At 54.5% G+C, this 21,724-nt stretch carries 19 protein-coding genes; 10 read left to right on the top strand and 9 right to left on the bottom strand.

Annotation, left to right across the window (positions count from 1 at the left end; all coding sequences use genetic code 11):
* Positions 1-50: 50 nt before the first annotated feature.
* On the bottom strand, positions 51-746 hold the full coding sequence (locus tag JW885_07170) for a hypothetical protein (protein MBN1881937.1): 696 nt from the start codon (positions 744-746) through the stop codon (positions 51-53).
* A gap of 164 nt (positions 747-910) precedes the next feature.
* Here JW885_07170 and JW885_07165 point away from each other — a divergent pair, with 164 nt between their 5' ends.
* From JW885_07165 to JW885_07130, 8 genes are all read left to right on the top strand, one after another.
* Positions 911-2,092, top strand: a complete 1,182-nt coding sequence (locus JW885_07165) for a M28 family peptidase (GenBank protein MBN1881936.1) — start codon at positions 911-913, stop codon at positions 2,090-2,092.
* Between the two features lie 128 nt (positions 2,093-2,220).
* Positions 2,221-3,420, top strand: coding sequence for a M28 family peptidase (locus tag JW885_07160; GenBank protein ID MBN1881935.1), 1,200 nt, complete (start codon positions 2,221-2,223; stop codon positions 3,418-3,420).
* A gap of 6 nt (positions 3,421-3,426) precedes the next feature.
* The gene (locus JW885_07155) at positions 3,427-4,419 is read left to right on the top strand and encodes a hypothetical protein (GenBank protein MBN1881934.1); all 993 of its coding nucleotides are present in this window, start codon (positions 3,427-3,429) and stop codon (positions 4,417-4,419) included.
* Positions 4,420-4,633: 214 nt separating this feature from the next.
* Complete coding sequence (locus tag JW885_07150; protein ID MBN1881933.1) at positions 4,634-6,346, top strand: hypothetical protein; 1,713 nt, start codon at positions 4,634-4,636, stop codon at positions 6,344-6,346.
* A gap of 185 nt (positions 6,347-6,531) precedes the next feature.
* On the top strand, positions 6,532-8,232 hold the full coding sequence (locus JW885_07145; protein ID MBN1881932.1) for a hypothetical protein: 1,701 nt from the start codon (positions 6,532-6,534) through the stop codon (positions 8,230-8,232).
* Positions 8,233-8,431: 199 nt separating this feature from the next.
* Positions 8,432-10,135 carry a TonB-dependent receptor gene (locus JW885_07140; GenBank protein MBN1881931.1) on the top strand — a complete coding sequence of 568 codons (1,704 nt, stop codon included), beginning with the start codon at positions 8,432-8,434 and terminating at the stop codon, positions 10,133-10,135.
* 155 nt (positions 10,136-10,290) lie between these two features.
* A complete protein-coding gene (locus JW885_07135) occupies positions 10,291-11,193 on the top strand; it encodes an MBL fold metallo-hydrolase (GenBank protein ID MBN1881930.1) in 903 nt (300 codons plus the stop codon).
* Between the two features lie 50 nt (positions 11,194-11,243).
* The gene (locus JW885_07130) at positions 11,244-12,458 is read left to right on the top strand and encodes an anaerobic sulfatase maturase (protein ID MBN1881929.1); all 1,215 of its coding nucleotides are present in this window, start codon (positions 11,244-11,246) and stop codon (positions 12,456-12,458) included.
* 137 nt (positions 12,459-12,595) lie between these two features.
* On the opposite strand, the gene JW885_07125 is transcribed toward JW885_07130, so the two are convergent.
* Positions 12,596-13,960, bottom strand: coding sequence for a C69 family dipeptidase (locus JW885_07125; GenBank protein ID MBN1881928.1), 1,365 nt, complete (start codon positions 13,958-13,960; stop codon positions 12,596-12,598).
* Positions 13,961-14,053: 93 nt separating this feature from the next.
* Positions 14,054-14,722, bottom strand: a complete 669-nt coding sequence (locus JW885_07120) for a lysoplasmalogenase (protein ID MBN1881927.1) — start codon at positions 14,720-14,722, stop codon at positions 14,054-14,056.
* A gap of 179 nt (positions 14,723-14,901) precedes the next feature.
* On the opposite strand from JW885_07120, the gene JW885_07115 reads away from it, so the two are divergent.
* Both JW885_07115 and JW885_07110 read left to right on the top strand, forming a co-directional pair.
* On the top strand, positions 14,902-15,717 hold the full coding sequence (locus tag JW885_07115) for an alpha/beta fold hydrolase (GenBank protein ID MBN1881926.1): 816 nt from the start codon (positions 14,902-14,904) through the stop codon (positions 15,715-15,717).
* 129 nt (positions 15,718-15,846) lie between these two features.
* Entirely contained in the window at positions 15,847-16,680 is an 834-nt protein-coding gene (locus JW885_07110; GenBank protein ID MBN1881925.1) for an enoyl-CoA hydratase/isomerase family protein, read from the top strand.
* A gap of 231 nt (positions 16,681-16,911) precedes the next feature.
* Here the strand turns inward: JW885_07110 and JW885_07105 are convergent, their stop codons facing one another.
* The 6 genes from JW885_07105 to JW885_07080 all read right to left on the bottom strand — a co-directional run bounded on the left by JW885_07105 (position 16,912) and on the right by JW885_07080 (position 21,593).
* Positions 16,912-18,063: an acyl-CoA dehydrogenase family protein gene (locus JW885_07105; protein MBN1881924.1), complete on the bottom strand. Its 1,152-nt coding sequence runs from the start codon at positions 18,061-18,063 to the stop codon at positions 16,912-16,914.
* 58 nt (positions 18,064-18,121) lie between these two features.
* Complete coding sequence (locus JW885_07100) at positions 18,122-18,784, bottom strand: metallophosphoesterase family protein (protein ID MBN1881923.1); 663 nt, start codon at positions 18,782-18,784, stop codon at positions 18,122-18,124.
* A 60-nt stretch (positions 18,785-18,844) separates the two neighbouring features.
* Positions 18,845-19,756, bottom strand: a complete 912-nt coding sequence (locus JW885_07095) for an SDR family oxidoreductase (GenBank protein ID MBN1881922.1) — start codon at positions 19,754-19,756, stop codon at positions 18,845-18,847.
* 146 nt (positions 19,757-19,902) lie between these two features.
* On the bottom strand, positions 19,903-20,352 hold the full coding sequence (locus JW885_07090) for a dehydratase (protein MBN1881921.1): 450 nt from the start codon (positions 20,350-20,352) through the stop codon (positions 19,903-19,905).
* Positions 20,353-20,361: 9 nt separating this feature from the next.
* Complete coding sequence (locus JW885_07085) at positions 20,362-20,835, bottom strand: MaoC family dehydratase N-terminal domain-containing protein (protein ID MBN1881920.1); 474 nt, start codon at positions 20,833-20,835, stop codon at positions 20,362-20,364.
* Between the two features lie 53 nt (positions 20,836-20,888).
* Positions 20,889-21,593 (bottom strand): TetR/AcrR family transcriptional regulator, encoded by a 705-nt coding sequence (locus JW885_07080; GenBank protein MBN1881919.1) that lies wholly within the window; start codon positions 21,591-21,593, stop codon positions 20,889-20,891.
* Between the last annotated feature and the right edge of the window lie 131 nt (positions 21,594-21,724).

Below are 21,724 nucleotides of genomic sequence, written 5' to 3'. Positions count from 1 at the left end.
TGGCTAATCCATCTTAACAGGAAGACCGTGACTCGTCTTCTATTTACTCGTCACCTGTCAACACTTTTAGTGACTAGGGCAGATAATGTTTTCTTCTTTTGTTTTGTAATTATCCGACACATGCTCTCAATGGCGCTGATGGACTCCTTTATGGAGTTGTGATAGTCGGGAGACTCCCGGTCTGAAAGTAATTTTTGTGCCTTCTTGATATGTATCGATGGTCCAATAAATGGATCTTGTTCGCTTGATGCTTCTTCAATCGCTTCTCTTTCCAATTTATCTGTAATTGGTGTAAAAATTCCATTTACAAGCCTATAAACGGAGTTTTCTCGTTTTAAAACAGAATTTATACAATTTGACTGCATCTCTATTACATCTGTTTCCACATATGATTCAAGCAGTTCAAGAAAATATTCAAAAAAATCATATACCTTGTTCCAATCTAGAGAATTAAAATAATCTTCGAATTGATATGGGAAAATTGTATGTTGTCTCATTTCATTTAAACGATTCCCAAAAAAAACACTCCAAAAGCCTCTAATGACTGCATTATTTATTCTATCGAATTCCTCTCCTAATCTTTTGTGATCAAAGTCAAAATTATACAAACTCGTTCGTAAATAGCCTGAAAATCCAAGCAAACAATTCCACAACCCATTTCTGAGCCGTTCATCCATCGATTCGATTTGCATCCCTCTTTCGAGCGGCTCCAGGCCCTTCCTCTGGGAAAATGTCGGCTTTGTCATCCCGGTATTCCTCAAATATCACGTTCTGGATAATTGCTTAATTGTTGTATTCTCACACATCAATGTCAATCTTACCTATCGTCCCCCGGTTTTTTCCCTGAAATCTCTCCCCTCCTGTGCTATAATTCCGACCAATTATGTACATCTTTATCGGAGTTGCCGGCATGGATATCAATTTTACCGAAATCATGGAAACCATCTCCATACCCCGCCCGGGCCACCGGGAAACCCTGGAGCAGACGGCGGTGTACATCAAGGAGGTCCTGACCTCCTGGAACATCCCCTTCACCGTCCAGGAATTCATGCTGAGACCCTACATGCAGTTTTCCATCGGCCTGACGCTCCTCATCCTGGCCGTCCTGCTCTTCATACTGGTCTGGCGGAAAAAGCCGACGGCGGCGTTGATCGTCTCGATTATCTTCCTCCCGCTTTTGCTCCTCGAATTCGAGATGTTCATCCCCCTGGTCTCCCGGATCCTCACCAAACCTGCGGAGAACATCATCATCACCTTTTCCACCCCGGACGCGGTGCGGGAGCTCATCTTCGCCGCCCACTATGACTCGAAAACCGACTTCTTCGACCACATCCAGCGGGCGAAGATCTATAAATGGATTCCCTATGCCTTTCTTTTGGGCGTCGTTTTGTCGGTGTGGCTCTTCTTCGTGAAAAAGTCCAAGAAGGCCCTGGTCACTGTCATAAGCCTCTCCGTCGCGGGCCTCCTGGTGGTCTACTGGGGGCTGGTGTTTATCGGCTTCGGCGGATTCGTCTTTATGTCGCCGGAAAAGGACAGCCTGGGCACCATAGACGACGGCGCCTCGTTTGTGACACTGATGGCCCTGGCGAAGAACATCAACGACGGGGAGGTGGATATCGGCGACTCCAACGTCACCATCATCCTCACCTGCGGGGAAGAGACGACCCTGCAGGGGGCCGATTTCTACGTCAAGGAGCGCTGGGGGAAAACCGCAAATCCCGAACTCCCCACCTCCCTCGTCAACCTGGAATTGATCGGCCAGAACGGCAACATGATCTACTGGCCCCGGGTGGGGGTGTTTCTGAAATTCTACGACGCGGACCCGGAGCTGATCGAGCGGGCGAGCCTGGCCTGGGAGGAGGTCTCGGGCGTCCCCATGACCCTCGAAGACGAGAGCATCACCGACGATTCCCATCGTTTCGCCGCGGCGGGGATCCCGGTCATCACCATCGGCCATGAAGGAAGGCCGGGGCTCGGCATGGGGGGATTTCACTCCACTGCCGACAACCTTGAGCGGCTGAACTACGAAAACCTCGAGATGGCCGTCGAAACCCTGGGCGTGTTCATCGAGAGCTACGACTCCATTCAATAACGCACCTTCAGGCATGATAGTCAAGAGGCGGGGTGGTGTGCGCCCCGCTTTTTCATCATCCTTGCCCTCGGGGGCGAAGTATGTTATCACAACAGGCGAGATTGGTGTAATAGACGGATTGTGATATAGTGACCTATCGGGAATTATCGAACATGCTGGGCCGCATCGCCGTGCCCCGGCCGAACCACTCCCCGGCGCTGGATGCCACCGCCGACTACATCAAGAAAACCCTCCTGGGATGGGACATCCCCTTTTTCGTCCAGTTGTTCGACCTGTATCCGTACACCCAGTTCCTCGTGGGGCTCTGGTCTCTTTTGTGCGCGGCGATTCTATTCGGATCGGTCTACCTGGGCAGTCCCATCACTGCAACGGCAAGCCTGATACTCCTCTCGGCGGTTATGACATTGGAGTTCATCCGGCATGTCCCGCTGGTGAGCAGACTGAGAAAGAGACGGGGGGAAAATATCATCATCCGGTTCATTCCCGAAAAACCGAGGCGCGAGTTGATGTTCAGCGCCCACTACGATTCAAAGACCGACGTGTGGGATCACGTCCAGCGGGAGCGGGTCTACCGGTGGCTCCCGGCAAGCCTTCTTCTGGGTCTGGGGGTATGCGGATGGCTGTTCATGATCCATTTTCGCCCCACGCTTTCGTCTTTTGTAACACACATCGTCGCCCTGTCCGCGGCGGGGCTGGTGCTTCTCTATTTCTTCTTTTTTTTCATCGCTCAGGGGGGATATATCTTCATTCCCAGGAACCGCCAGAGCCGGGGGGCGGTGGACAACGCCGCGTCGGTGGTGTCGCTTCTGGCCCTGGCACGGCGGCTCAGGCAAAAGACGATCCGGATCGGTGATTCGGCCGTCACGATTCTTTTGACCTCGGGCGAGGAGGTTTTCCTCCAGGGGGCCCGGGCATACGCCCGGGAGCGGTTCAAAACAAACCCCTCCGGGAGCACACGGCCCGTCTCGGTGGTCAATCTGGAGGCGGCGGGACAGGGCGGCAACCTGTGCCACTGGCGGCGCTACGGGCTGTTCATGAAGTATAAAAGGCCCGATCTGAACCTCGTCTTTCGCATCAACAAGGTGTGGGAGAGCATCTCCGGGACCATCATGGACGAATGCGACCGGATCACCGATGATTCGCTGGTGTATCTCTCTCTGGAGATACCGACGGTCACCATAGGGAACACCGGCCTTCCGGGTGCGGGCCTTGGCGGATTTCACACCACTCAGGATGCCGTCTCCCGGGTTGATTATACAAACATCGCGCTCATACAAAAAATGCTTAAACAATACATTGAGAGTTATATGACCGACAGGAGGACATAAAAAAACATGGATTATATCATCGACAACCACACCGACTGTATCGGATGCGGAAAGGACGGCTTTATCTTTCGGGGATTTCAGAGAGAAGAGGACGGCTCGATTACGGCGCCCCTTGCCCTGGACCTTCGGACGGAAGGATGGGTGGGACTGCCCCACGGCGGCTTCGGCATGGGGGCCATCAGTGAGCTTGCATGCGGCCTTTCCAATTACCCGAAAAACGAAAAAGACCTCTTCCCCCTGACGATGTCCTTTCGCATGGGCGGAGCCGGCGTCTCGACCGGGGACACCGTAACCGTGACGGTATCCGAGAAGGACGACGGCGCCGTCGGGGTGATCAGCACAAAACAGGATACAATTCCCTACATCACCGGGGACATCACCTACAAAAAGGACGACCCCAAGGGAAGAAAGACGGCGCTCTCATACCTGCCCGACAACTACAACACCATCAAGGACGACCTGGTCTCCCTCCCCTACTACCAGCAATGCTTCGTGTGCGGCGTCAACCGGGAGGAGCCAGGGCTGAGGCGGAAATTCTACGTCCACGATGGCCCCAAGCCCCAGCTTGTGGTGGTGCCTGTGGGATTCGACACATCGGATAAAGACTCCTTCGGCCATTTCCTCCGGGACGGAAACTACCACCCGATATCGTTTTTGGGCACCGGCGATGAATGTATGGGCTGGGGAACGTTCTTCATGGCCAAAAGCGGCGGGGTTTCCGTCCGGCTCTCCTACACCTTTTACCGGGAGGTCTCAAAAGACGAGCGGATCGTCTTTTTCGGCAGGGGAGACAAGGTGCGGGGCGATCGGGATCGGCGGCTTCTTTTCTGGGCCACCGGCGGAGCCGCCGCGGTGAAAGGTGACGGCTCCTTCGATCTGGTCATGACCTCTTCCGGCCAGTGGATGGGCATGCCGGGTTTGACGCAGCAGATGGACGAGCATTTCCACCCCTCGGAATGGCTCACGCGGGCATACGAGATGGCGGGGACGGGGGAGTAATCCCCCTCCCCCCACCCATGTCCCCTTCCGCATCCAACGTCCTCACCCCCCTTTCACCTTTGGGGGATCCGCGTTCACCCCCGTATTACGCGCCGTGAAGGCTCTCCCTCTCGTATCGTATTTTATTGTCTTTCTTGAAAAATCCAGATTTACGGTTGACATACTCGACACTTAAATGTCATAGTACCGAGAAGAACTTTTTATGAGGATTTGTATGTGTAAAAGAAGATTTCCCATGGTTTTCGTCTTTGTAATTCTACTGGCCGTTCTACCCCTCACGAGCCTCGCGGGAGACGCGATGCATCTGGAGGAGCTGAACTTCTACAACAGCTCCAAGGACATATTCCGCGGGTCCCCTTCGGATTGGAACAAGACCGACACCCGGACCTACGGCGTCTCACCATCGGAGTGGTACTCCACCTGGCAGGACAATCCCGCCCTGGTGGAGCTCCAGGGTGATTTTGTTTTCATCTCATCCATGTTCTACTCGGGCAGCTACAGCGATTTTTCAGCCGATATGTATAAGGTCAATGCCCTTGCCGTCGGTCTGAGAACCAGTGATATCAGCGAAGAATACATCGGCAACAGCACTGGGACAGACCTGGGATTCCTGATGGCCCTCTCCGACTCCGCCACTCTTGGAGGTCTCTTGCATTATCGATATGACGGCATGCTGGGCGAGGGGGACTCCTTGATATATAGATTGCGGCCTCTTCTTCCTGATGCGATTTTTTCTTACGTCGATTCCGAACACCGGTCCGACGCTCACAGCACGGGCCTGACGCTGCTGTACGATCTCAATTTCAGCGACACCTTCTCCCTGGGCCTCGATCTCACCTATCTGTTCACCAGTGAGAGCACGAATAATACTGTGAACATGAAGGAAATCACCTTTGACGGTTCTGGAGTCATTATCCGAAGAGAAAGTGAAAGAACCGCCAGGGAGACCGTCTTCACTACCCACAGGCTTTCCCCCACCGTTGGCGCGTCCTTTACCCCCAGTAACACCTTCAGCCTGAACCTGGCCGTCACCACGGACATCATCTTCGGCGAGGTCGAAAAAAACATGGACGCGGCCGACCGCACCAATGGTCTGCCAACCAACCCCTTGGATTATCGTGAGCGACTGGACGGCGGGGGCCTCTCCGGCTACGGCATCACGGCGGAGGCGGACGCCGAGATATTTCTCACCGACGCCCTCTCCCTGAGCCTCCTTCTTTGCGGGTCGTATCTCGAAACGAGCTGGGATATCGACGGAGACGTGTCCGGGTGGTTCGATCCGGACAATTATAAAAGCTGTTTGCATCTGGCACCCGGCACGAATGAATACGAGTACGAGGAGCACACCTGGCATACCACCTTCGGTGTCGGCATGAACTACGCCCTGTCGAAGGTCGCCCTCCACTCACTTCTCACTTACACCCGCTGGGAGCGGGATACCGCCTATTACATGGAGAATCTCTTCACCACGCCCATTTCCGGAGTGCCGCACTCGATTTTCACCCAGCGGACAGGCGAGGAGCTGGATATCCTCACCCTGAAGCTGGGGACGACTCTGGACGTCTCGTCCGCTATATCAATGGACTTCGGACTGGGCTATTCCGTGGGATGGGGAGACTACGACTACTATGAATATATTCACTCATGGGATTCTTCCTTTCAAGATGGATTGTTCATCCTCCTCAACGAAACCGACACCTTTCATGAGCTGAGCGCGGCGGTCTCCATGATCATCACGCCGATGGAAAATTTGAATATTACCCTCTCGGCCATGGGCGCCTTTCCCCTAGACGGCAAGAGCTATCCCCTAGACGGCAGTATGATAAACGGAAACCCGGCATCCGGTTTGCAGGGAGATTTTTCCCTGGATTCCGAAATCTCCACCTGGAACTACGGCGGGAATCTCTCCATCGAGTACCGATTTTAGCCCGCACTCTAAAGAACTAATTAGAAAGGGGGGCTTCGCCCCCTTTTTTTACGCTGAAAACCAGTAATTTGGTTTAAAATTATGCTTAATTATGTATAACTTGACTTATTTAATATATTATTCTTGACATAATATTATATTTTATGTAATAATGTGTAAAAAATAGTGTTTTTACGGAGCATGTCATGCGTGTGAAAAACTATGTCCTGATCATCGGCGTCGTTGCTGTACTCGTGTGTACGCCGCTTATTGGCCTCGCGGGGGACTCGATCCACCTCGAGGAGCCGAACAGCTTCAACAACCCGAAGGACGCCTTCGGCACCCCCCCGTCCGAGTGGAACAAGACCGACACTCAGACGTACGGCATTCCGCCGTCTGAGTGGTATTCCACCTGGCGGGATAATCCAGCCCTGGTGGATCTCCAGAGCAACTACGCCTTTATCGCCAGCATGTTCTACATGGGGAGCTTCAACGAATTCGAGACCGATATGTATCAGGCCTTCACCGGCGGTGTCGGAGGTTCATATGCAGAGACGACAGAAGAATACGCCGGCAACAGCGCTGGGACCGACCTTGGCTTCCTGATGAAGTTCAACGACATCTCCACATTCGGCGCAATCCTTCACTACCGGTACGACGGCATCCTCGGATACGGCGATATCACCACGATATTAAGCAACGGTGCCGGAGTGTATATAGCCATGACCAGTGAATCCGTACGCCGCTCCGATGCCAACAGCACCGGGCTGACGCTGCTCTACGATATCGATTACAGCGATGCGTTTTCCCTCGGCTTCGACCTCACCTACATGTACACCAACGAAAACACGAATTACGATGTGAATTCGGTGGATATTGTGAGTACTGGAGCGGTCGTTGATGAGGAAATGAAGATTGACAGGGAGACCATCTTCAATATTAATCGCATTTCCCCCACTATCGGTACGTCTTTTACCCCTACAGACAGCTTCATCCTGAACGTCTCCTTTACCACCGATTTCCTCTTCGGAGGGGTTGAAAAACACTCGCGCTTGTACGACTGGAACACCGCTGTAGCCGTTCCGCCCATTAATTACCGGGAACATCTCGACGACGGAAACCTCTCCGGCTACGGGTTTTCCGGGGAAGCGGACACGGAGATATTCCTGACCGACGCTCTCTCCCTGACGTATCTCGCAAACGCATCGTATACCGACACGAGCTGGGAAGTGGACGGCGCCGTTGACGGATATTTTCTGCCGTTTTATTATTATGGGTTGTTGTGCGGACCGGGTACGATGGATTATGAGTCCGAAGAGCGAACCTTGAACGCCACCGCCGGCGCGGGCATGAACTATGATCTATCCGGGGCAATTCTTCATTCCCTGATCACCTATACCTACTGGAATCGTGATACTGCCTTCTACCAGGAAAATACGTTCAATTTCGCTGCCGTTGTTCCGGTTTCAAATTTTACCCAGAGAACCGAGGAAGAGCTGAACATCATGAACCTGAAGTTAGGGGCGACCTTTGATGTCTCGCCAGTCCTCTCCATGGACTTCGGGGTCGGCTATTCAGTAGGATGGGGCCGGTACAACCTCTATGAATCCATCTATTCGCCGGGCAGCACCACGGAGATCATCACCGCCGCCAAGGATACCGATACGTTTCATGACATGACCGTGGGAAGCTCTATGGTTTTCCGGCCAATCGATAACTTGAATATCACGCTCTCGGCCATGGGTAAGTTCCCTCTCAATCAGAAGAAATATAACCTCTCCGGCACCACCGACGGCGCAACCGCTGGAGGGCTTCCGATCAGCATATGGAGCGGAAATACCATCAGGGATTACGGCTCCTCCACCTGGAACTACGGCGGCACCCTTTCCATCGGATACGAGTTCTAAATTCATCAAAAACAAAATACAATCCATGTTACACGGGGGGCGCGATACGCCTCCCTTTTTTTGTAAGTAACAGTTTTATTACCATAATTATACTAAATTAAGCTTAATTTATCATATTTTTTATATTATTCTTGACATATTATTTTATTTAATGTAATAATGTGGAAAATTATAATAGAATTGACCATAGGAGTGTGCCATGAAATCGCGATTATGGCTTCTTTCGATGATGCTGGTGCTGCTCGTCTGCCTTCCGGCGCTTTCCGCCGCGGTGGATGAATCGACACACCTCATCGAACCGAACCTGGCCAACACACCGAAAGACAGCTTCGGCACCCCGCCGTCGGAGTGGGATAACAAGGGATTGGATACCTACGGCACCCCGCCGTCGGAGTGGTATTCTAACTGGGAATCGAACCCGGCCCTTCTGAACCTACAGGAGAACTACTACTTCATCTACAGCATGTTCTACAAGGGGAGCTATACCGATTTCGAGAATGAAATGACCAACTCCCTCGTGGGAGGATTTTTGTCTTCTTCCGATTCAGACGAGAATGTGGTGGGAAACAACACCGGCACGGACATCGGATTTCTCATAAGGTTCAACGACATCTCCAGCTTCGGCGGCCTGATCCACTATCGCTACGACAACACGATGGGGTACGGTAATTTCGACATGTCGCATGGCGAAGCGGGCGGCAATATGACGGTTTCCGGCGAAACGGCCAGGAGGCGCGACGCCCACACCGAGGGACTCACCCTATTGTACGACATGGATGTAAGCGACGTCTTTTCCATGGGTGCGGGGCTGACATACCTCTATTCCTATGAAAACATGAATTATGACGTCAACGGGTCCACGTCAAGTCTCGTCGGACTTGCAATCCTCGAGGATGTTAAAATCGACCGGGAGTATGAATTCAACACGCACACCATGTCACCGTCCATCGGTGTTTCCATCACGCCCTTCGATCGCTTCACGCTGAATATGTCGGGATCGGCGGATTTATACCTGGGAACCATGGAAAAGAAATCCAGGATGTACGACAGCTACTTCATCAATGACGGAACCCTCCCCGCCGACACCATATATTCGGAGCGCCTTGACGACGGCGATATCGAGGGATACGGATACAACGCCGAGGCCGACGCCGAGTTTTTCCTGACCGATGAGCTGTCCCTGACCTATCTCGGCAGCGGGTCATATGCGGACAAAAACTGGGAGATCGACGGCGCCACCACCGGATTTTTCGCCCCATACGCCTACGCCGGGATATATCACGGACCCGGCTCCATCACCTATGAAAACGACGAGAAGACCTGGCACGCCACCGGCGGCGCCGGTCTGAACTACGCCCTGGCGAAAGTAACCCTCAACTCCCTGATCACCTACACCCACTGGGAGAACAAAACCAAGTATCTCGAAAATAATAGCACCCAGGATTTTGGAGGAGGATCCTACACTGCGTGGTTTGAGGAGCGGACGAAGGAAGAGCTGGATATGATCTCCCTCAAGCTGGGGGCGACCGCCCGCGTCAACGACGACATCACCTTTGATGTGGGCGTCGGGTACGGATTTGGATGGGGTGACTATCAATACGACGTCAGCTACAACTCTCCGCTGACCGTCGGAGAACTGACGTTCGGCGGCGACGACGGGGATACCTTTCACGACCTCACAGCCGGCGGCAGCCTGACCTATTCCCCCTTTGACCGTCTGAACATCTCTTTTTCCAGCTCCGCCAGATTTCCCCTCGACAAGAAGTCCTACAACCTGAGCGGGACGAGCGCCGGGGGAGCGGGAGCCATCAATCCCCTGGCCTGGGGTGGCGCCGGAAGCCGGGGATATGACTCCTCCGGTTTCAATTACGGCGGTAACTTCTCCATCGGGTACGAATTTTAACGTACAAAACGGCGCATTCCATACATCGAACCGGGAGGCGGTAAAACCGTTTCCCGGTTTTTTTGTCCCTTTGAAATGCCGAGCGAACATGCTACAATATTTTCTTTTATTATAGGGATAACAGAGAGACGTATTTCTCACAGTTCGAGGTTTTCATGCTCACACAAATTTCCGGCCCGATATATCTCGTAAAAGGAAAAAACAAGGGGCGCTTCCCCTATTCCCACTCCATCCTCATCCGGACCGAACAGACGGGCGACGTCCTCATAGATACCGGGTGCGGTATTGAAATCCTGAAAGAACTGAAAGGGCGGACGGACATACATACCGTCATCAACTCCCACACCCACCCCGATCATTCCGCCGGAAACGCCGTTTTTTCCGAAAACGGGCCGACCCTGTTCGTCCCCGTAGAAAGCATCGATACCGCAGGAAGTATCGTGGCCCTCTCCAATCGCCTCGCAGAACCTGGGGACCTGGCGCTCTACTGGCAAAACTTCGTCTCGGAGACATTGGGCTTCATTGATTACACCCCCACCGGCACCTACGATGAAACAACCCTGTTTCATTTCGACGACGTGACGCTCAAACCGATACACACCCCCGGACACACGGCGGACCATTACTGCCTGTATGAGCCGGATCGGAAGATACTGTTCTCCTTCGACTACGACCTGACCGGATTCGGCCCCTGGTACGGACACAGGGAATCGAACATCAGTGAATTTATCTCGTCCATCGATCGCCTGTTGGATCTGGAGATCGAGTGCCTCGTCTCGGGGCACAAGGGGATCATCACCGATCGCATCAAGGAGAGTCTTTCTGCATACGCCCGGGTATTCGACGAACGGGACGAGCTGATTTTCTCCCACATCCAAAACGGCGCCTCCACCACAGATGAGCTGGTGGACCGCTCGCCCATATACGGCGGGTTCCCCTATGCGGAGCCGCTTCTCCGATACTGGGAGGGACGGATGATCGATCTTCACTTGGAGCGGCTCATCGACGGGGGGAGGGTCGTCAGGCGCGAGGGGGACATCCTGGACGTCGTGAAGTAAACGACCGGATTGTCAAGGATTACCATAACACACACAGGCCCGCCATGCGTATACCCAACATCTACCTGCTCCTCAAACCGTCTTCTTACTACTGCAACCTGAACTGCACGTACTGTTTCTACAAGCGGGTGTCGGAGGTATATCCTGAAGGGAAGGTTATGACCTTCGACACCGCCCGGGCCATTATCGAGAAAACGCTGGATACCGGGGCCCGTCACGTCTCGTTCACTTGGCAGGGGGGAGAACCGACGCTCATGGGGCTCGATTTCTATCGCGAGGTGACCAGCATCCAGGATAGATATCGGAAGCCGGGTCAGGTCATCGAAAACACCCTCCAGACCAACGGGGTGCTCCTGGACGACGAATGGGCGGATTTCCTCAAAAAGAGAAATTTCCTGGTGGGGCTTTCCCTGGATGGTCCTGAAGACATCCACGATACCTACCGCACCGATCCCCGGGGCGGGGGCACTCATCGTCGGGTGCTCCGGGCGGCCTCCGTGCTCAAAGAGCATGGGGTGCTCTTCAATATCCTGGTGCTCCTCTCACAGGCGAATATCGGCCAGCCGGAGCGGCTGTACCGATATCTCCGGGAGGGGGGATTTTCCCATCTCCAATTCATCCCCTGTGTCGAACACGACCCCGACACCGGTGAATTGATGCCCTATGCCGTGACGGGGGATGAGCTCGGCCGCTTTCACACGACCCTCTTCGACCTGTGGATGGAGGACGGATTCACCACGGTATCAATCCGTATCTTTGAGGACATCTTCATCCACCTTATCGACGGCGTGAAGGTCTCGTGCGGCTGGCTCGATCGGTGCGGCGCGTACCTTCTGGTGGAACACAACGGCGACGTCTACCCGTGCGACTTCTTCGTCTATCCCCAGTGGAAGCTGGGAAACCTGGTTGAGGATTCCATCGGTGATGTCTACGGTAATCCGAAGCGTATCGCCTTCGGGCAGATGAAGGCGCACATTCCGGAAGCGTGCAAAACCTGCGGGCATCTGGCGTTCTGCCGGGGAGACTGCACGAAGTTTCGAGCGAACGGCAGGGGCGGCTATACCGACGTGTCGCTGCTGTGCGAGGGCAGAAAGGCGCTCCTCGATCATATTGCACCGAGGGTGGATGAAGTGCGCCGCCGGGTGATGGAGATCAGAAACAGCCTGACCGGCCCCGATGCGTCAAGGGTAAAGCCTGTGGGGAGGAACGATCCCTGTCCCTGCGGCAGCGGACAGAAATACAAGCACTGCTGCGGGCGGGAGTAAAATATTCGCCCCCATGCCTCCCTTCTCGTCCTGTGCCGTGTATCGTCGGGCGCGAGGCGGGCGGTATAGAGCATAAAAAAGGCCGGATCTATCGTCCGGCCTTTTCATTATAGTATGTTAAAGAGAAGACGCACCAATCAGGACATTCCGGGGATTTTAGCCTTCCTGTTCTGCTTTTTCCAGTAGCTCCCGAACGAGCCCCCAGCCCTCTTTTCTATTTTCGTCGCCTCCACCCGCTTCGTCCAGGTCTCCTCTGCGTCGTTCGCCCTCTTGAAACAGCTCCGGGAAAGGTCACGGAGGGCGGCTCCTTTCTTCGCCGCTCCCCCTTTCGATGAGCCGTCCACAGCCTCCGTCGCCTCCGCGATGAACGACTCCTCCAGCCCATCCCGCTCCTCCCGGTATGTCTTGATCATCGTCGGGTAGTCCCGAAGCACCGCCCGGTGGAGCCGCTCATGGCGCCACCAGGCCGAATCCTCGCTGTACGTCTCCCCCACATCACCCGTGCCTCCCGGCAGCTCTTTGGCCTCGAAAAAGAACGGCTTGAACACCGACGTGCACGGTGCCGAGGTGCCGGTGACCCAGTGGGTGTTGATACCTCCCGTAAGGTGGGAAACCATCGACGCCGTGGATTGGCTGTTACGGGAAAGGCCGTTGGCGGCGTGCATACAGACCTTGTTCATGAAAAAGCCCCGCTCCGGTCGAAACTCCCCGTCTCCCTCCCCGTGGTCCCTGAGGATAGTCATCATATCGCCCGGCGTGATCTTCGGCGCCGCCTTCTCAAGGAGCTGAAACGAGCGGCTGCCCCTCGGCTTGCACATGGAAAACGTCGTGAAGAACCAGTCCGAATAACATCGGCCGAAATGAAAATCGTCCTCCGATTTACACCATCCCTCCTCGATCGCGTGCTCCACCAGGCCCGGAGACGCCTTGTCTAATCTATTCCCGATGGTAATCCCGTTTGAGATGGAATAGACCCCGTCCACCTTCAGGGCCGCCCAGTACGTGTCGGCGGTCTCCAGCACCCACGCCTCGTTTGGATCTGCGATGATGAAGGAATTATGATAGGCGAGCTTCTTGTCCTCGAACCCGCACGGTCCCCCCTGACCGTACTCGGAAAGGAGCTTCGTGATCACGGTCAGTGCATCCTCCGCCGTGTCCGCCCGCTCCAGGGCCAGCCGCAACAGATCCATGCCCAAAAGCCGTTTTTCAAGGCTCATGGTGAGTTTCGTGAATACCGCCTCGTTGCCGATGGACACCCCGGACTCGTTCGTCCCGATCTCCGCCCCCCATATCCACGCGGGTCTGCTGATGAGCACAGCCCTGGTCTTTTGCACCTGGGGAATCTCTATATAGGTGCAGCGAAGGCTCTCGCCCTTTTTGTATTCCTTCGCCGGGTGGTACTCGATGGGTTGGGCCTCATTGGGCTCCCGGTCGCTGTTTTTTCCGAACAGCACCGAGCCGTCGGCGGTTGCGCTCGCGGTGGCGACAATGGTATCACACATATCCCCCTCCCTCTGTTTGCGATATAAGAATGTCAGTTCCGCCCCATTCGGGCGTATATCGATGTGCGGCCGGACCGTCGCCTGCGACCTCCGTTATGATCCGAAGAGATGGGTCGACAGGGCGATGAGAAGCTGCCCGGTGAAATAGGGTATAAGGGAAAGCCGGTTGTATTTCATCGGTATCCGAAATCGATTGGTGGCGAGAATCACGTCCGAGAACCAAAACAGGATACCCCCGATGGTCACGAGAATCGCCGCAGGTCGGGGGAACGATGACGCCGAAAGGGTCGACCCCGCACTCGTTACCATGAACGTGATAATAAGGATGTACGCCGCCACCGGACCCTTCATCGTGCCAAGACCCGGATAGAAAAAGATATATATGGCGACCCCCAGCGCCAGAAATATCGCCCCGAAGACGTAACATGAGGAGGTGATCCCGGCGAACTTCAGAAAAACGATACCGTACACCACGTGGGCCAAGAGAAAGAATACCAGTCCCACCATGAAGGGTTTTTTATGCTCCTGGAACATCAGGGAAATGTCTCCCACCAGGGAGAGTAAAAGACCCAGCACGATGGAGAGGGTATAAATCCGTACGTGTCCCGGCAGGGTGAGGGACAAAAGAGCTGCTGTGATGATCAATACCGTACATATCGGCTTGAGGACGTAGATCCACTTTTTTTGCTTCTTGATTTCAAAATAAACGAGCAGCGGCACCAGCACCGCCAGTACGACGATGATCGGCAGATATACAGGCATGTGACACTCCTTTATCTTGCATTGTTAAGGTCTTTATATTATTATTAAACGTTATTGGTCGCAAGGATTTTTTCCCGGTTTTTCCGAACGGGCGGCGCCTCGTTGAAATAAGCCGACATCCGGCGAAAAGTGTGCATGGGCATCCCTCTCTGAAACGACGTTACAAACGGATATCTTCCATGAAATCGAAGTACATGAAAGGCTCCGAACCCTTCTTCTTCCAGGGAGGGGAATACGCATGTTTGTTGATACACGGCTTCACCGCCACCCCCTACGAGGTTCGCTATCTCGGTAAAAAACTCAACGAGGCCGGGTTTACCGTCCTCGCCCCCAGGCTTCCGGGGCATGGCTGCCGGGTGCAGGACCTGGATAAAACACGATGGCGGGACTGGTACACCACGATACAGGAATTCTATGAATTTCTCGAGGCGCAGTATACCGAGGTCTTTCTGGTTGGTATGTCCGCCGGGGGTACCCTGGCCCTCTACCTGATGAGCATGGGTCACCATCCCCTGGGAGCGGCGATCCTGGCGGCACCCATCAAAATGCATACGAGGCTCGCAAATTTCATCTATGCCCTGTTCACCTACCTGCCGGGCCTGACAATTCTTCCGGCCCTGAAAAAACGCGGCGGGCCGGATATCAGCGACCTGGAAACCCAAAAGCAGCTCGTCACCTACAGTCATTCCCCCATCCGGGCGGGCATGGAGATGCTCAAGTTCATGGCGAAGACGAAACGGCGGCTTGACAAAGTCTCGTCGCCCTTGCTTTTAATGCAGTCGAAGAACGACCATGTTGTCCCCATTGACAACCCGGATATCATCCTTACGGGCGTCTCCTCGGAGTTGACCCGGATGGTATGGCTGGAAGACTCCTATCACATCATCACCTGGGATGTGGAAAAGGATATTGTGGCGCAATACGTCATCGACTTTTTCAACGGCCTCATCGAGCTGAAATCCGAATCGAAAAAAAACTCCATGATGCTCCTATAGCAGGCCCATGACGCGGACATTCCCGCACGCTCCCCGGCCGGAGGCTTTCTCCCTCCCCAAAAAAACGCAGGTGTCTAAAATCTGGATCGGCATCGGTATACCATACCCTTTTTTTATCAGGACTGGATAATGAAAAAACACGGAGTTTTTGTCACCTATCATGACCCCGAAAAACACATCGCCCAGGTCACCCTCGACCGACCCGACAAGAAAAACGCCATGGACGAAATTATGTGGAGTGCTTTGGAGGAGGCGGCCCGCATCTTGAAAGATCCCCTCCCCCGGGCGGTCATTGTCACCGGACCCCCCGGCGGCGCATTCTGTGCGGGGATGGATGTACATCCCGACAATCCACAGATACAAGATTTCTCCGCCGCCGTCAGCGAGCACGACGTCGACACCGCCCGGGCGCTTCTTTTGAGAATACGCCGGGCTGTGGACGCCCTCGCATCCCTGCCGGTGCCCCTTATCGCCGCCGTTAACGGCATCGCCTACGGCGGTGGTGCGGAGCTTGCCATGCGGTGCGACATGCGGGTTATGGATCCGGATGCGGTGATCTGTTTTTCCGAGGTCCGCATGGGCCTGATGCCGGACTGGGGGGGCGGCGTTGCGCTCCGCCGGATTGCGGGGCCGGCGATTTGTGCGGAGTTGATCCTGACCGCTCGAAAAGTTCGTGCCGATGAGGCGCTCGCCCTGGGGCTGGTCAACCGAATCAGCCCGCCGGGGAAGTGCCTTGAGGCGGCCCGTGAGATGGCGGACACCATCACACAAAACGGCCCCCGGGCGGTACGGGCGGCGCTTCGCGTCATCAGGGAGAGCTCCGATCTTCCCTTCGAGGACGCCCTTTCTCTCGAAACGGAACAGGCGTCGAAGCTCATCGCCACAGGCGAGTGCGTGACCGGGATCTCCGCGTTCATTTCCGGCACACAACCCGATTTCCCTGACGCATCCGGGGATGAATGAAGGTCCCGAATCAATGCGATGATTCCGTTTTGAAATCCCTCGTACACGGCTTCTCTCTGTGAAGAGCGTACCGTGCTTCTTTATTTCGATCGTACCGGCCCGCGAAATCGGGCCGTGAAAAACATCTTTGGTCCTATACGAAAACGGCCCCCCTTCGCCTGAGCGAAGGAGGGCCGTACATGTCCATCGAAGGCCGCTTCGGGCCTTCCCGTTCGGGGAAAAACGCCCCCGTTACAGGCCCATCAGGCGGGAGATGATGAGCTTCATGACCTCGGTCGTACCCGCGTAGATGGTATGGATCCTGATATCCCGGAAGAGTCGTGCGATGAGGTATTCCTCCATATAGCCGTATCCGCCGTGGAGCTGCACGCCTTGCTGTACGATGCGGTTGGCCATCTCGCACACCCAGTATTTCGCCATCGATACCTGCTTGACGACGTCCTTATGCTCCATGTGGTCCAGCGTCAGCTTCTCCAGGAAGGTCCGTCCCAGCTCGATATCAGTGGCCATCTCCGCAAGCTTGAAGGAGTTGTGCTGGAATCTGGAGATCGGCCGTCCGAAGGCCTCGCGGCTGCGGCAGTAATCGATGGTCACCTCAAGGGCCACTTCCGCCATCACCTGGGACCCCCAGGAGGCGAACAGCCGTTCCTGCTGGAGCTTCTCCATCAGGTACTTAAATCCGCCGCCCTCTTCGCCCAGAAGGTTACTTGCGGGCACCCGGCAATCATCGAAGAACAGCTCCGCAGTGTCCTGGCTCTTCATGCCGACCTTGTCGAACTTCTGTCCCTTGATAAAGCCCGGGGTGCCGTCCTCCACCACGAGCAGGCTGATGCCGGAATACGGTGGATCAGCCTTCGGATCGGTCTTGGCGGCCACTATGCACAGATCGCACAGGATACCGTTGGAGATGAAGGTCTTCTGACCGTTGATGACATACTCGTTGCCTTCCTTGATGGCGGTGGTCCTCATCGATGCAAGATCAGACCCCGCATTCGGCTCCGTCATGGCGACGGCGGTGATGATATCCCCGGTGGCGGTGCTGGGGAGCCATTTCTTTTTTTGCTCCTCGCTGCCGTAGGAGTAGAGATAGGGAACCACCACGTCGCTGTGGAGACCCACGGCGAAACCGGACTGCTTCGTCCGGGAAATTTCCTCGAGGGTGATAACGGAATACTCAAAACCCACTCCGGAGCCGCCGTATTCCTCAGGCAGCCAGGAGCACAGGAATCCCTGGGCGCCGAAATCCTTCCACGCCTGCCGGGGTACAATCCCCTCTTCCTCCCATTGATCGGCGTACGGTGTGACATTGTCAGCCAGGTACTTCCTCAGGGCTTCTCTGTAAATTCTGTGGTCTTCGGTATACAACTTTTCAAGCAGTGACATCTCGTACCTCTTTCAATACTAAAAACCGGAAACTCCGTATGATGACAGTATATGATAATTATTTCTTGATCTCGATTCCCCATGCCCGGGCGGTTTCCTCAATCAGAGACCGTCCCCATCGAAAGGGAGTAACGGATCTGACGCGCCTCGTTTCCACGTGATCGTGGACCCGGTGAATCTCGGCCCGTCTTGTGTCGGTATCCAGGACGGCGTACGACGGCCGGGGGTCCTGTGCCACCGGTTCTCCCACCGATCCCGGATTGATAACCAGCGTCTTGCCGGTATCGATAACCATCGGAACATGCGTGTGTCCCAGGATGACGCAGTCATATCCCAGATCGTCGAAGCGCTCGAAGGTCTCGTACTCGGGATAGATATATTCGCTCTTATGATTCCAGGGACTTCCGTGGGCCATCAGCATGTGAAGCCCTCCCGCGTCGATCTCCCGAACGGCGGGAATGCCAGCGATACGCCGGATGGCCTCCTCTGTGTGTGTGTCCCCACCGAACCGCCTGAAATAATCCTCGGCCATCTCCTCGTGGTTGCCGCGGATATATACCACGTTGTATTCATCGATGATGCGAAACACCCGGGCGAGGCTTGTAGCCTTGCCGGCAAGGTCCCCGGCCAGAAGAATCATCTCCACATCCTTCATGTGCTCAAGCACCGCGTTCAAGGCCGGAATATTTCCGTGGATGTCGGCGATGATTCCAATTCGCATACAGCATACCGTCTAAGAGAGGGGCGGAGTGGGATTCTCCGCCCCTATTCTCACTGAAAACTACTTCTGAATGAGCGGCATCATCTCGCCGAAGGTCTCCTGGACGCTTCCAACTTCCTTCGCTTCGTCCATGGAGATGATCTTTTTCCAGTTGTCCTTGATTTCCTCGGCCTTGATCTCACGGGAACCGTCTCCAATGAGCGCTCCCTTTGCCATCATGATGGCGGTCCGGCTGTACCAGCCCATGCCGCAGTTGAAGATAAATCCGGAATCTTCGCAGGCCTCGGAGGCGAGGTACACCACCATCGGGGTGACAAACTCGGGCTTGAGTTTTTCGAAGAATTCCGGAGGCATCACGTCCTCGGTCAGACGGGAGGCCGCCACCGGGGCGATGGTGTTCACCTTGACGTTGTACTTGGCGCCCTCAATTTTCAGAGCGTTCTGAAAACCGATGAGGCCCATCTTCGCCGAACAGTAGTTGGTCTGACCGAAGTTACCGTAGAGACCGGCACCGGATGTGGTCAGAACCACGCGACCAAAATTGTTTTCCCGCATGATTGCGAAGGCGGGCTGGGTCACGCAAAATGCGCCCCTCAGATGCACCGCCACTACGGCGTCCCAGTTCTCCTCTTCCATCTTGACAAAGCTCTTGTCCCTGAGGATACCGGCGTTGTTAATGACGATGTCAACCTTGCCGAAGTTGTCCACGGCGGTCTTGACGATGTTCTTTCCGCCTTCGATGGTAGAGACGTTGTCATAATTCGGGGCCGCTTCGCCGCCGGCGGCCTTGATTTCATCGACCACCATATCAGCCGCGCCCTTGCTGCCGCCCGTACCGTCACGGGCGCCGCCCAGGTCGTTCACCACCACCTTGCAGCCCCGCTTGCCCAGTTCCAGGGCGTACGTTCTACCCAGACCCGCGCCGGCACCGGTTACGATTGCCACGCGACCGTCAAAAGAGATATCGGCCATAATGCATTCCTCCTCGTGTTGTGATTCATGTACTGAGGGTTTAATATATTTCGCCCACTCCCGATGAGAGACAGAGAGAGGAAACGAGCCATACCAACCTGTGCTCCTTCCCTCATCCGTCCCGCCGGGATTTACTCACGCTTCTTTTACTTCTTGGGAAGCGCCGCGGAAAATGTTCCGGTGATCTTGACGCCGCCCAATGCGTCCGCGGTCTGTATCTCGCAGACTATCTGGTCGCCTGTTTTCTCAATAACCTTACCGGTCACCGTCAGGGTGGCCCGTGCGGAGGTGTTCTCCATGTCGTTCAGGTCACACGGCTCGGTCATGCCGGCAAAGCGCACCTTGAAGCTCTTCATGTATTTTTGGGGTACCCAATCGGTAATGGCCCTGCCGGTAATGCCCATCACCAGCATGCCGTGGGAGATGACCCGCTCCATCCCGAACATTGCAACGAAGGTATTGTCATGATGCAGGGGGTTGAAGTCTCCGGAGGCACCGGCATAGCGCACCAGGTGCGTCCTGTTGATCGGATCAGAGGTGAACGACGGCATTTCATCGCCGACGTTTACATCGTCATAGTAGAGTTCTTTTGCCATTGTTCCCTCCTATCTCTCAACCAGGGTTGAGCGGGCCTTGATCACGACCTCGCCCTTCTGGTTTTTCATTTCAGTTTCAAGCACGGTAAACTCCATGAACTTGCCCGGCTTGTTCTTTTTCTCTTTTTCGTATACGTCCTTCACCTTTGTCTGGCAGGTGATAACGTCACCGGGATGTACCGGCGCCAGGTATTCATACTCCTCCTCGCCGTGGAGCAGCCGGCCCAGGTTGATGTTCAGGGCGGTGATCATGGGCATCAGTCCGCCGCCGCCCCACAGGGCGAAACAGGTCTGGAATGTGGGGGGGGATACGATATCCTTATATCCCTCCTTCTTGGCCGCAACCGAGTCGACGTAGATCTGGTCGACCTGTTCCTTCCCTTCCTTCTGGAAAACCGCAAGAGCGAATTCCGAAATTTTCCCCTTCTCTACTTCGAACACGAATGGTTCGAACGCATTCCCTATCATCGATTTGTCTGACATGTAAGCCTCCTTTGATACCTCTGGTATGATGATCGGTTCAAGGGTTCAAGAACCTACTTCTCGACAATTTCCGCGGTATCCAGCCCCGATACCAGTTCGTTAATGTTAACTCTGAGCACTTTTTCCCGGGGGGCAAGTCCCGAGAATATCACATTGGAGATATCTTCCACAAGGTCATCAATGGGTATTTCCCGGTCAAAGACCAGCCAGGGAATCAGGGTGTGCTCGATGGTTCCGAAAATCATGTCTCTGACGACATGCGGATTGACCTGCGAGGAAATCTCCCCGTCCCGTATCCCCTCCTCCACAATGGTGAGAATGAGATCGGAGTAGAGCTTGAGATTTTCATAGGTCTTGCACTCGAAGTAGTCGGGATCGATCCTGATTTCAAGGGTCATGATTTTCGTAAAGTGTCGGTGCAGACGGAAGTAATAGAGGTGACACCAGATGATTTTTCTCAGTTTATTGACCGCCCCCTTGATGCCCTGGAGGTGATTGAGGGCAAATTCCGCATATTCGACGGAAGATCGCTCCGGCACGGCGTACAGGAGATCTTTCTTGTTGGCGAAGTAATCGTATATTGTTCCTTCTGCAACCTGCGCCTCCCGGGCTATTTCAGAAATGGTGGTTTCGAAATATCCCTTATCCGCAAAGATTTTCTCCGCCGCCGCCAGAATCCGCTCGCGCTTGTCCCCGCCTTCCCGGTTTTTCTTCAGGTTCTTGGTAACACCTTTAATCCCTTTTTGAATACTATTCATTTTTGTAGTATTTTCACTCATTTTCAGCCCTATCTCAGTCGGGAATATCCCACCATTCCGAGCGATGCTCAATTATATTGATTCGCATATCCCTTTGTCAAGTGATAAATATCATTAGGCAAATTCTTTAC

The sequence above is a fragment of the Candidatus Zymogenaceae bacterium genome (assembly GCA_016931225.1).
Classification (GTDB): domain Bacteria; phylum Desulfobacterota; class Zymogenia; order Zymogenales; family Zymogenaceae; genus JAFGFE01.
This window is presented reverse-complemented; position numbering and strand designations above follow the sequence as displayed.